Source organism: Marinobacter sp. LQ44 (assembly GCF_001447155.2).
Taxonomy (GTDB): domain Bacteria; phylum Pseudomonadota; class Gammaproteobacteria; order Pseudomonadales; family Oleiphilaceae; genus Marinobacter.
The window spans coordinates 361,244-373,239 of the sequence record NZ_CP014754.1 but is presented as its reverse complement, the minus strand read 5'-3'; the positions used below and the strand labels follow the sequence as shown (position 1 = coordinate 373,239).

11 protein-coding genes and 1 pseudogene are annotated in these 11,996 nt (G+C 53.9%); 7 read left to right on the top strand and 5 right to left on the bottom strand.

Annotated features, from left to right (window positions below; genetic code table 11):
* Nucleotides 1–115 precede the first annotated feature (115 nt).
* Nucleotides 116–655, top strand: a complete 540-nt coding sequence (locus ASQ50_RS01755) for a pyridoxamine 5'-phosphate oxidase family protein (protein WP_227513245.1) — start codon at nt 116–118, stop codon at nt 653–655.
* A gap of 69 nt (nt 656–724) precedes the next feature.
* On the top strand, nt 725–2,440 hold the full coding sequence (locus ASQ50_RS01750) for a protein adenylyltransferase SelO (RefSeq protein ID WP_058091028.1): 1,716 nt from the start codon (nt 725–727) through the stop codon (nt 2,438–2,440).
* A gap of 305 nt (nt 2,441–2,745) precedes the next feature.
* On the opposite strand, the gene ASQ50_RS01745 is transcribed toward ASQ50_RS01750, so the two are convergent.
* The 4 genes and pseudogenes from ASQ50_RS01745 to ASQ50_RS01730 form a co-directional block, all read right to left on the bottom strand.
* Nucleotides 2,746–2,931, bottom strand: a complete 186-nt coding sequence (locus ASQ50_RS01745) for a hypothetical protein (RefSeq protein ID WP_058091027.1) — start codon at nt 2,929–2,931, stop codon at nt 2,746–2,748.
* Nucleotides 2,931–4,136, bottom strand: a complete 1,206-nt coding sequence (gene hxsC, locus ASQ50_RS01740) for a His-Xaa-Ser system radical SAM maturase HxsC (RefSeq protein WP_058091026.1) — start codon at nt 4,134–4,136, stop codon at nt 2,931–2,933. The genes ASQ50_RS01745 and hxsC overlap by 1 nt, the downstream gene beginning before the upstream one ends.
* 2 nt (nt 4,137–4,138) lie before the next feature.
* A pseudogene (hxsB, locus tag ASQ50_RS01735) lies at nt 4,139–5,488 on the bottom strand (His-Xaa-Ser system radical SAM maturase HxsB); the annotation flags it as partial.
* Nucleotides 5,489–5,726: 238 nt separating this feature from the next.
* Nucleotides 5,727–7,043 carry an IS1380 family transposase gene (locus tag ASQ50_RS01730; protein ID WP_053113071.1) on the bottom strand — a complete coding sequence of 439 codons (1,317 nt, stop codon included), beginning with the start codon at nt 7,041–7,043 and terminating at the stop codon, nt 5,727–5,729.
* Nucleotides 7,044–7,067: 24 nt separating this feature from the next.
* Here ASQ50_RS01730 and ASQ50_RS01725 point away from each other — a divergent pair, with 24 nt between their 5' ends.
* The 5 genes from ASQ50_RS01725 to ASQ50_RS21600 all read left to right on the top strand — a co-directional run bounded on the left by ASQ50_RS01725 (nt 7,068) and on the right by ASQ50_RS21600 (nt 10,037).
* Nucleotides 7,068–7,451 carry a di-heme oxidoredictase family protein gene (locus ASQ50_RS01725; protein WP_053113947.1) on the top strand — a complete coding sequence of 128 codons (384 nt, stop codon included), beginning with the start codon at nt 7,068–7,070 and terminating at the stop codon, nt 7,449–7,451.
* A complete protein-coding gene (locus ASQ50_RS21765) occupies nt 7,414–7,515 on the top strand; it encodes a hypothetical protein (protein WP_227507882.1) in 102 nt (33 codons plus the stop codon). Before ASQ50_RS01725 ends, ASQ50_RS21765 begins: the two co-directional genes overlap by 38 nt.
* 195 nt (nt 7,516–7,710) lie before the next feature.
* Nucleotides 7,711–8,868: a porin gene (locus ASQ50_RS01720; RefSeq protein ID WP_176443068.1), complete on the top strand. Its 1,158-nt coding sequence runs from the start codon at nt 7,711–7,713 to the stop codon at nt 8,866–8,868.
* Nucleotides 8,869–9,528: 660 nt separating this feature from the next.
* Entirely contained in the window at nt 9,529–9,831 is a 303-nt protein-coding gene (locus ASQ50_RS01710; protein ID WP_053113939.1) for a hypothetical protein, read from the top strand.
* Nucleotides 9,832–9,905: 74 nt separating this feature from the next.
* On the top strand, nt 9,906–10,037 hold the full coding sequence (locus tag ASQ50_RS21600) for a hypothetical protein (RefSeq protein ID WP_264754029.1): 132 nt from the start codon (nt 9,906–9,908) through the stop codon (nt 10,035–10,037).
* Between the two features lie 1,188 nt (nt 10,038–11,225).
* On the opposite strand, the gene ASQ50_RS01705 is transcribed toward ASQ50_RS21600, so the two are convergent.
* Nucleotides 11,226–11,990, bottom strand: a complete 765-nt coding sequence (locus tag ASQ50_RS01705; RefSeq protein ID WP_197492716.1) for a copper resistance protein B — start codon at nt 11,988–11,990, stop codon at nt 11,226–11,228.
* Nucleotides 11,991–11,996 lie beyond the last annotated feature (6 nt).

Here is an 11,996-nt window from a genome sequence, read left to right as displayed (position 1 = left end):
GGCTTTCAATAGCGGGGTACTTTTTGGACGCACAGCCCTTCAGGAGCAGACGATGACGGCAACAAACGAACCGACGATAAACTCATCCCTACTAACGTGCTGCCCTCGCAGCCAGGTGAAGCGCGCACCTAAGCGGGCAAGCTATGAACGCGCTCCGGCCTATGCGCTGATTGATCGCCTGAAAACGGCCCACGTGGCGTTTGTGGAGCAAGGTGAACCACGCATTGTGCCACTAACGGTTTGGCGGATGGGTGATAACCTCTACCTGCACACGCTGAACGGAGGGCGTTTGTCAAAACGCCTGAATGCAGGGGACCTCTTATGCATATCATTTGCGGTGACAAATGAATGGGTGATGACCAAGTCCGCCTTCCATCATAGTGCGAACTACGAATCGCTGGTATTGTTCGGGAAGGCTTCACCGGTGACGGAAGACGCCGAGTTTGATGCCGCGTTTCGGGCCATCATCAACCAGATTGAGCCAGGGCGCTGGGAACAGGTTCGCGCGCCCAACCACAAAGAGCGTAAGGCGACTGCGTTATACCGGATCCCCATTGAGGAAGGTTCATTCAAGAGGCGGACCGGTGGCCCGAATGACGACCCGGAGGATTTGGCTTTGCCTGTTTGGCATGGAGTGCTCCCCGCTCGCCTTTAAACTGTTGCTACGGAACGCGCCCTCTGTCAGCGTTGTTTCCCAACCCCAATCCACGCATGAGGAGCCCCTATGCCAAAGCGAACACCCCGCCACACAGCCCCGATGATCACGAACCTAAACGATCTCGCAGCAATGGCGGACTATTCGCTCATGGACACCCTCAACTGCGATCCTGAGGGAAAAGCGAATGGTGATGACCATGCGCCCCGGCAGGTGTTTTCAGGACACTATGTTCCGGTCAGCCCCACGCCCATTGAACACCCGGAATACGTGGCCCACAGCAAGAGTCTGTTTCGCGAACTGGGCTTCGCCGACACTCTGGCGCAGTCACAAGACTTTGTGCGGATGTTTTCCGGCGACTTAACGCAGGTTCCAGAGCCGATGCGCAACGTCGGTTGGGCGTGTGGCTACGCACTTTCTATCTACGGCACCGAGTTCTACCAGCAATGCCCGTTCCAGACTGGCAACGGATACGGTGACGGACGCGCCATCTCCGTGCTTGAAGCCGTCATCAACAGCCAGCGCTGGGAAATGCAGCTCAAAGGGGGAGGGCGCACACCCTACTGCCGTGGCGCAGACGGCCGGGCCGTTCTTCGCTCCAGCGTTCGTGAGTTCCTGGCTCAGGAACACATGCGGGCGTTGGGTGTGCCCACATCACGGTCTTTGAGCCTGTACGTGTCCAAAACCGAGAAAGTTCGGCGCCCTTGGTATTCTGAGGGCTCGGGCTCGATTGACCCGGACGTGCTTGTATCCGAGCCCGTTGCCATCTCCACCCGCGTTGCACCGTCGTTTATCCGGGTAGGGCAACTCGAACTCTTCGGGCGCCGGGCCCGTAAGAACGAACACCCTAAGGCCATGGAGGAACTAGAAAAGATCGTCTTGCACCTGATCGATCGTGAGTACGGTGGCCTTATCGACCAGACATTACCCACCGCCGAAAAGGTCGTGTTGCTTGCCCGTGAGTTCCGCGGCCGCCTGACGTCGCTGGTGGCGAGCTGGATTCGCGTTGGCTACTGCCAGGGCAACTTCAACAGCGACAACTGTGCAGCCGGCGGATTCACCCTCGACTATGGTCCCTTTGGATTCATCGATCTATTCAACCCGCAATACCAGCCTTGGACCGGCGGCGGGCAGCACTTTTCGTTCCTCAACCAACCAGCGGCGGCAGAGCGCAATTTTCATTCGTTCTGCACGGCGTTGCGGCCGTTGTTAGAGGCGCATCCGGATTGCTTGCAGCAACTCGACAAAATCCAAAGCGATTTTCCGCTGGTCATGCAGGCAGAAATAGAAAAGATGTGGGCGGCCAAACTTGGGCTAGAGGCTTTCGACGAGGGCTTGTTCCGGGAGCTCGCAACCTTGATGGTGCACACGCCCGTCGATTACACGGTGTTCTTTCGGGAGCTGTCTTCAGTGCCTGACGATATCGTGCCACTTAAGAAAAGCTTCTATAGAAACGTGACCAATGGTGCGGATCCCGAGGGACTGGAACAATGCTGGTCAACATGGCTCGCAAACTGGAGATCGCTCACTGGATCTGTTGACCGTGAGGTGCTTTCCCGCCGGATGAAACTCGTCAATCCGAAGTACAGTTTGCGGGAGTGGTACGTTGTACCTGCCTATCAGCAAGCGGCGGAAGGAAATTACGAGTTGCTGCGAGAACTGCAGGACATTATGACCCAGCCATATGCCGAGCAATCGAAAGACGTGGAGAACAAATACTACCGGCTGAAGCCGCTGGAGCTTTTCGCGGTTGGTGGATGGTCACACTATAGCTGCTCGTCGTGATGGGGGGCCAGCCTCGCCATTTATTGGGACTGTCCATATGGACGACCACAGAAAGTGCTAAATCAGCCCGACTACGAATCAATAGGTTACAGTACGATTTCCACACAAAGTGCTAAACAAACTTAAAGTAGATTCTAGAATAGGGCGCTGGCCTGGGCGTCCACACAAAGTACTAAATCTGTCGTCCAGCTCAAGAGCCGGGATTTCCGAACTGTGGGTGGACCTAATACGGGGTCAGGGTCAACAGAGCCCCTGAGGAAGGAAGGCTGTTTTACGCATTCCTTTAAAAAGGCATGAAGAAGGCTTCAGCGTTTTTCTTTCTTTTTTTGTAGAACTGACTCAATGGAGTTTCCCTTAATAGTAACGTCACCGCCCATAACATCCGGGAGACCGAGCTTACTCCGGAATTCGTTAATGGTGATGATCTCTTGGGCTAGAGCCGAATCTAGTACACGGTAAATACCAGCATCGTCTCTATCAGCTGTGCTCATTACGCGATTTCCTCAGAGGGGATAATTCTATTGGAAGAGACAAACGGAGAAATATGATCGCTTGTTTTTTCTAAGCTAAAGCCTGTACTAAAGAAACCACCGCAATCGTTTTTCCGCTCGCAAGGGGTGCATTTCTCCAAGTAATCATTTTTCCAGTCAGAGATGCTATTAACAGAAAGTTCTCGAACAAAAGGTGACAAAACACACAACTGATGGTTATAGACCATTGTTTTAACGCGTGCGGATTGCAGAATTCGGCAAGCCTCGTCTAGCTCGCTCCTATACTCATAAGGGTCTATCCATAAAGCACCAAAATTAGCCTTTGTAAATCCCGTGAGCTCTAACCCCATGAACGCGACATGTTCCACAAAGGCTAAATTTCGAACAATGAAGCGCGCCAATTCGGGCAGCCTTGCATAAGTTTGCTTATGGATTACCACCCGTAGTTCAACCTTCTGTCCATCACGCCGTAAGTTCACAATTCCGCGAATGGTTTCCTCAAACGCTCCTGCTGCCTGGACCACGAAATCGTGTCGTTCGGGGAGGTCGGAATACAAAGGAATGCCCAAGACTAAATTGGGGTGCCCAACATCCTTCAGAGCGGCTGAAATAGCCCGCTCTGAAAATGAACGGCCATTGGTAAGAACGTGTAGGTGGGTCTCGGGCAAGTAACGTGCTGCACTTCGAACTATGCGCAGAAAACCGTCGCCTAAAAGTGTTGGTTCTCCGCCCGTGATTCCCAAAGATGCAGTGCCTCTTGGCACATTCTTGATAACCTCGCATGCATCTTCGATAAGATAGCTGTCATCAATTTCCCTGGGAGGCTGCGAACACATGAGGCAAAAACTGTTGCATCGTTCTGTTACTAGAATGCTGTTGTGATCCGAGTCCGATCTAAAGAGCATTCGAACCTCCCCGCCCACTGGATTCAGGCGGACGACGTCAGAGCTTTTTACGTAAGACAACTCAGCAGGAAGCTGAATAACTCTATACAAACTTCCACTTTTTACCGAACCTCGACTCAGGATGGCCCCATAACTGGCCAAGGAGTCAGTGGGTTTGTCTGGAATTCGATCGCAAACGAGGGCGTATTTTTTTGCAACCACCTTTGGCAGACTTGGATTCTCCGTAACGGGCAAGATGAGCGGCTCAGCCCCTTCTTCCCAGTTAATAAACTCACAGGTTTTGGAGTAGAGACTAATCATTTTTATATCCAGCTCTGCAAAATTTGCCGTCTAGCGGGATCATTTTCCATGATGTCCAATAGGTAATTTGTGATCGTCTTGGTCTTCGTGCAGAAACCACTGAGAGCTTTATTGCCGACAGGGTCCTTCTGGGTTGCATAGTGATACACCGGTTCGCTTCCACAAAAAGGCTTGTAGGCGCACTGGTAACACTCAGGAACGCTGTCGGTTAAGGTTTCCTCAAGAATTTCAAGCAATCCAGATTCGAGGAAAATTTCTTCATAAGTATTAGAAAGAATATTGCCTAGTCTAAATTTATGGTCGCCCATCTCAGCAAGCATGCGTGACTCATCTGACGCATAAACGTCACCATCATAGTTGAAAACGATGGCCGATACTCCCGCTCCCGCCGGAGATTGGAGGTCTACATAGCCGGTCGGGTAGGGCAAGGAGATCTTTCGCAGTAAAAGCGCGGAGAATTCCTCTACAAACGGAATACCAGCTTCATTGATTTCAAAGATGTACTCCATTGAATCCTGGTAGAACTCGAAGAATCTCTCGAAGTCGTACTTTTCAATCTGATGAGTTTTTACCGCAAACCCATATGGCGAGAGGGGGCGGAGAAAAATGCCTTTAAAATCGGCATCTAGGTATTCATCAATGATTTCGCGTGGATGAGACAGGCTTAACTCAGAGGTCGTCATAAGGGCACTGATGCGATCCGGACCCAACTTTTCACGAACCCGTTCAATCTGGTCTCGTACAATTTGGTGTCCGTCTTTCCCCGGCCTCGGGCGATTGCGGTTATGAACATGGGCTGGCCCATCGAGCGAGGTCGAAATGAAAACATCGTGCTGATAACAAAATTCTAATATTTCGTCAGATATCAAAGTTAAATTGGTGGCAATGACAAAAGCTAAATCTCTTTTCTCTGTTTTATTTATTTTCTCAGCTTCAAGAATGGTAAATTCAATGATTTCCCAATTGAGCAGAGGTTCGCCCCCCTGAAACTCTATCTTAATATGCTCTGACGGGGTTCGAAAAACAAAGTCAAGGGAGCGCAGCGCTGTCTCTTCATCCATGTCATATCTATCGGCATCTTCAGTCTGTCGAGAGACTTGACAATATGGGCATGAATAGTCGCACCTCAGTGAGACAACGAAGATATGAAGCGAGGTGAATTGGCGAAAAACTGCGTGTTTCGTTCGCAATTTCAGTGATAAAAGCTCAATTGCACTCTCAGAACCAACTTCGTATAAGAAATGGCGGGATTTTAGTGAGCTGTAGACATCAGACTTCGGGTCGAGCGTCTCGTGGACGAGAGAGTGTAAGTCCTCTCCGCTGATAAAGAGATATTCCCCGACCTCGTTTGTTAATAGGTACCTGAATCAGTGACTTTGCAGGCCAGTATACTCCGCAAAGCGCCATCGGCGCTAACGGGAGCCATCACTTGGTCAAAAGCAGGTTGATAATGCCGGAACGTGCAGTCTGACGTCGATCAGCGGCCAAATTTGGGCGCGTTTTGATCAACTTCTGGTCGTCAGGCAATAGCGGGTTGCCCCGGGCTGGTTTTCCGGGTGGCTTTAAGGTAGCGGCTGTTGTCGGACTTGCTTAACCGGAGGCGGCAAGGCTTCCATAGAGGTCGCGGTAAACGGCAAAGCCCGGACAGTGCCGACCAAAGCGCAGAATCCACTGCCGGCCGCTGTGCACCAGGCGGCAGGCCATGGTCATCAGTTCCTGCATCACCGTTCTCAGGCGGCGGCGCTTGGCCGGATGGCGCACTGGCGCATCTGGGGCGGTCAGTCTCAGGCCCATCCAGCGCAGCACGTTGTAACCCATGGTGGCGAAGGCCATGACCAGGTTGTTGGTGTCGAACTTGCCGGAGGGCAGGCGCTCCAGGTCCAGGTCGGTCTTGAACTCGCTGTGAAATTGTTCACTGGTGGCATGGTCGCTGTACAGCGCCATGATGTGTTGCTCACTGGCCACGTCAGCGGGCAAGGAGGTAATCCAGCCTTCGATGCTAACTTCTGGCTCCAGGTACAGCTGACCGGAGGCATCGCTGGTGCGAACGGTGACCTTGACGATGCGACGCAGGCCGGGTTCATCGGGAAGGTCTTCTGACAGAACCGCTTCCATCTTGCCGTCGCGGTCCAGCGACCAGACTTCCTTGGCCTGGGCCTTGTTTGCCCAAGCCAAGGGATCCTGCTTGCGAGGGTTCCACTTGATCAGGAAGTCGATCTGGTCCTGCTCGCGCAGGAAGTCGCGATTGTCACGGGCATCGTGTGCACTGTCCAGACGCAGCAGGATGGGCTTGTCCGTCAGTGACCGGGCCCGGGGCAAAACCCGTTTGAGGGTATCCAGAAAACCGTTATTGGCGTGCTGGCTGCCAGGGCGTAGCTCGCAACCCAGGCACCAGCCTTCCTGGCCCAGATACGCGGCAATGGGTGCATAGCCGTCGTAACCCTTGTAGGTGTAGCTGACACCCTCTTTATGGGTCTGGCTGTTGTCCATGGGAAAGACATCCATATCCAGGGCAACATGGCCCATCGCCAGTGGTGACACCGGCGCTTCGACGGACTGAAGAAATTCAACGCTGGCATCCTCCAGCAATGGCGTCAGGGCTTGGGCATCTTCATCAAATCGCTGGCGCAAACGGGCTGAAGATGGCGACTGCTTGATGCCCATCGCCGATTTGAAGAACGGATCTGTTCGTACCGGCTCGGCCGCCTCGAAATCGCTCTTGCCCAGCGTGATCAGGCCCAGGTAGGTGCGGATCAGCTCAATGTTCGGAATACCGTGCCGCTTGACGACTGTGCGAGCGGTTTTGATCAGCGACGTGTGCCGGTTCAGGCAGTGGCCCACCAGGGCCAGTCCGCCGTGGGGTGTATAGACTTCGGTTCGGGATTGCTGGAGAGTGAAAGTACGCATGAGCTAAATGCACTGACTGGGTGAATGGATGTCAGGTGCTATTATATCGCCCAAGGCTTTGTTATTGCAGGCTTTGGATACAGTTTCAGCCGGTTGAACTCACGGATTCAGGAGTTTGCTAATGGCGGCGACCCCGAAGTCAGCGACAAAGTGGCAGGCTTTATCACCTTCTACGCCAGCAGCCTTGCAGTTCCCGCCCGTCGCGCCATGGAAAACCCGGAAGTGCAGCAAGGCGCCAGACTCGTTAGCAACACGGGGTGTGCCGCCTGCCACACACCAAAGCACACGACCGGTCTGGTCGCTGACCGGCCAGACCTCAGCGACCAGACGATCTGGCCCAGCCATTTTGTGGCACGGGGGCGAAGCCGAGATATCCAGGGAACAGTTCAAGGCACGATTCAGGACTGAACGTGCGGTGCTGATTGCCTTCCTGAAAGTGCCTGAAGAGGCTCCCGGTTGCACTAAAGTCTAATGTTAATTGGCTTCTCAGTCATCGGGCTTGTGCTACGATCAGTGTGGTTAATATTGTTGCTGTGCCCAGCGCTGACGCAAGACCTGAAGCCACTTGAGTTTCGGGACAAGAGGGCGCAGCACTTTATGATAATGGACGTAGTACGCATGACACGTTCAGTAATAAATCAATAATAATTAGGGGTTTATGATGCTAATGACAAATAGAAAAGCGGCACTGAGTTCAGCGCTCGCACTGGTGATGGCGGGGTTATCTTCGCCGGGTCACGCCATGGAGTTCAAGGTGTCCGGCCAGCTGGATCGTGCGTTCACCGTCGCGGATAACGGGAATGAGACTGATTACGCGAGTGTCGACAACATCGGTTCCAACTCACGTTTCCGGTTCACTGGCAATGAGAAGATGGCCAACGGCATGAACGTCGGTTTTATCTATGAAATGTCAGTTGTTCAGTTCGGATCCACGGAGTTCGATATCGGCAAAAATTCCGGGGGGGGTGACGTTAACCTGGATACCCGGAAAATTGACATCTATCTCGAGGGTGACTTTGGTAAGGTGAGCTTCGGCAAAGGCGATGGTGCTGGCTACTACGCCAACATGATGGATTACTCCGGAACGCTCTACTACGGTGGCGGTGCCTGGTATACCCTTTATTCTTCCGGCATCAGTTTTGTCGATGATAACGGCAACCAACTTTACAAAATTGGTCAAACCAACAGCGTCTTCAATGCCGTTGGTCGACAAGAGCGTATCCGCTACGACAGCCCGTCGATCGGCGGTCTGGTGCTGTCGACCAGTCTCGACAACGGCAATGCCTATGAACTGGCGGCCCGCTACCACGTAGATTTGCCGGGAGCCAAACTGGCCACGGGGCTGAGCTGGGTTGATACTAATGATCTGAATATTGAGGCCTCGCCCACCAATGGTCAGCCACTCACCCCCGGTTCGGAATTCAAAGCCAAGCAAGTCCTTAGTGCTTCGGCGTCTTTGTTGCTGGACGGTGGCCTGAACTTTACCGTCTCCTACGGTAATGATAAAACCGACGCAATGGCCAATGCGGGGCAGGCTAATCAAGAAGGCTTTGATGCGACCAACCTATTCGGTCAGGTAGGCTACTTGACTGGCGCCCATCACTTTGCAGTCAACTATGGCGAGACCAAAGATCTGATTGTTGAGGGAACCAAGGGAAGCCAGATTGGTCTGGCATACGTGTACGACTGGTCGAGCGCGGTCCGCTTGTTCTCCTCGTATCACCTGTATTCGCTTGACCTGCCTTCGTCGGTCAAGACCGCTGAAGGATGGGGCGATGCCAACGATATCAGCCAGCTCTATGCCGGTATCCGGGTCGCCTTTTAACCAACGGGTCTGACCTGAATAACGGACAGGAATAAAATATGCACAAACTGCGGTTATGGATAATTCCCGTGCTGGTAGTGGCTCTGTCGGGCTGCGGACTTAATGTGGTCCGACCCGCTGACACGACGACGATGCCGGGAGAAGACCGCCTGCCTGATGGACCAGGCCTGTTTGCCAGCAGTCCCGATGACAGCGCCCGGGAGGGATATTCTATCCTGTCGGGTCGTTGCTCGGATTGTGCGACCAGTCAACGCGCCGGAGGGAAGGCGGCCCCGGACTCTGACACCTACAGAAGCTTCGAAGCCTTCAGGCGGATGGATCCAGACTCACAAGAATACAGGGAATTTCAGAAATGGCTGGAATGGAAACAGTTTCGCCAGTGGAAATCCCGGCAGCAATGAGGCTCGGGGGTGAAAAACTCTACCGTGCCCCGTGCCGACTGTTATGACCAAGCCCCGCTCAACTTTCCTTTATCTGGTAGATGCTTGTCGCTTTTCTGCCATCTCTGCTATAACTACTTGTCGCTGGATTGGCTTGGTCGACGATACCTACAAAAAATCTCAAATCAGAGACGTCGGAGGAATAATGAAAACAATACCAAAGTGCATTGGTTAGGGATGCCTGGGAGCGCTGATCGCTGTAAACGGCGTACCCGCCGCCATGGCTGTTGAGGTTACCACGGCATCGGGAGTGAGACTGGACATAATCACCCAGGGCAAGTTTCAGCCCACATACTTCGGAAACTTCGATCTGGACAGCAGCAAAGAAGACGCTGCCACCGGCGAGACTTCGTTCGGTAGCTACGATGTTTACTGGATGCCAATTAACGATGGGTTGATTTCAAACTCTACCGACCCGAGCCGGCCGACTGCGAACGTGGCAAACGGGGAACCCGACAGGGACGTTTACGCATCGAAATTTGATACTGACCTTGGCAACGACAGCCGGGTTTCCCCATCCTGACCTATAGCGATAACCAACAGCAGACCGCGCAGGCGACCTATTTCGGTGTCGAGTACATTGGAAACATTGGAGTTATGAACGTCCGGGCCCTGGACGGAGCCGGTTATGGTGCGATCTCCAACGCCGGTACCGGTAACAACCCGGGGCAGATCATGCTTTCGGTCGGAAGCTCCGGCAACCTTGCGTCAATCTCGCCATCTCCATGAAATCCGCTGACTCCCGGAAATACCTGTTTTCAACACTGGTTGATAAGGCCGGAGAGGTCGAGCGGGTTGCTGATACGAAGCCCGCGTTCGATACTGCTACATCCCCGCGAAGGATTCTGCCTCTGCCATCGGGTTTCAATCCGTAGAGGGTGTCGTCCTTGCCTACATCAGCGCAGGACAACCCCGGCCGGCTGGTTTTTCTCTTCGATGCAAAACTGGTGCTGGGCTCAGTCACCTCTGAAAGCATAAAGCTGATTGATGAGCTGCAGTCCGACATCAAGGGCTCAAAAGCGATTTACCTTACAGTTGGCCAGTCTTGGTATAAATTACATGGACGGCGAAGACGCGAATAACAATGGCGGCGACGAACTTCGCGGAAGAGTCCAGTATGTCTTTTGATGGTTAACCAGAGGCGACGGCAGAACACTCTGCCCCTTTTTTTGTGCGCCCGGCAGGGGCGCACTCCTGGAGGTGCAAGTCCTCCCGTAAGCTGGCCACAGCGAACGAAGTGAAGCGCAACTGCGGAAGGGCGAGCAACTGTTGAGAGGAAGCGTGGAGCGTAAACCGTGAGCCGATGAACAAGAATCGGATATGAGGCACTGCCGAGCAGGGCGAGCGGGCCAGAAGCCGCGAAGCTCTTGTGGCCAAGGCGATGCGGCGTAAATCCGGCGGTTGTGCGGTGAAGGAGTGTGTTCTTACCCGGGGATATCTCGCCTTATGCCTGAAAGGGCAACGTGGCAACACGGAGCGGAAAGGTGAAGCCTTGCCAGATGTGACCAGCGATGAAACAGGACTCCCGCGACGAGAATCGGAGGGCGCAGGGCGAGGCCTGCTTGAGCAGGTATTCGCACGAGAGAATATGCAACGGGCATGGAAGCGCGTGAAGGCCAACAAGGGAGCGGCGGGTAGGCATCCCGAAACCGGACGGAAGTGAACGGGAACTGCTGCGCCTTGGCGCGAGTCCCTGGGTTGTGGAATCCGTGGCGGCCCTGAGCCGTCGCTGGTGGCATAACAGTCGGTCTGCCATTCACAACGTGCTGACGATTGCCTACTTTGATCGGTTGGGCGTGCCGCGTCTCTCGTGATACCTCAACGTCGCGAACCGCCCGGTGCGGACCCGCTTGCCGGGTGGTGTGGGAGGGGCGGAGCCTAGTGGCTCCCCCCTATCCCGATTAGGGCTTTATGGTGTTAAAACCACCACCGGACGCCTGCCACGAAGCTGGAGGACTCGACGTCTTCTCCCTCGCGCTCACGAAGGTCCTTTGTATTGCCGAGAAAGCGGGTGTAAGAAACACCCACGTAGGGTGCAAACTCCCTCGAAAAGTGGTATCTCAGGCGGAGCCCCAGGCCCACATTGTTGATGCCACTACCGACGCCCCATTCCTCGACATCGCTGAAGGCGACGAGCGTTTCGCCGCGGCCCTGCAAAATGAGCCTTTGGGTCAGCAGCCAGTCGTACTCGGCTTCAAGATCGTATGACACGTCACCGTCGTCGGTCACTCTGAAGTTGGTGTCTACCTCAAACCAGTACGGGGCAAGTCCCTGCAATCCAACGATGGCAGAATAGCGTTCCTTATTAGGGCTGGGGCCAAACGTTGTCTGGGCACCCAATCCTGTCTGTATATCCCAGAAGCGATCGAAGCGATAGCTGTACTGCACATCAAAATTTTCGATGTCGCCGCTGTCGCTGGATAGATCGGTCTCACCTTCCGTTTCGACCCAGAGCCGATTGCGATCTTTGCCAATCCATCCCTGGGCATCCCACAGGGCCATTTCGTTGTTGCCGTCACGCTGGTATTCCAGCCGGTCAAACAGAACCTGGCCAAACACCTGGTTGTCATGTATTGGCAGTGTCCAGTCCGGTTCGGCCTGAACGCCAGTACCAGCGGCGCCGGCTCCCGAGGCAAGCGTTAAGGCTGAGGCACCCACAACCCACTTGATGCGATTCATCATAATGTT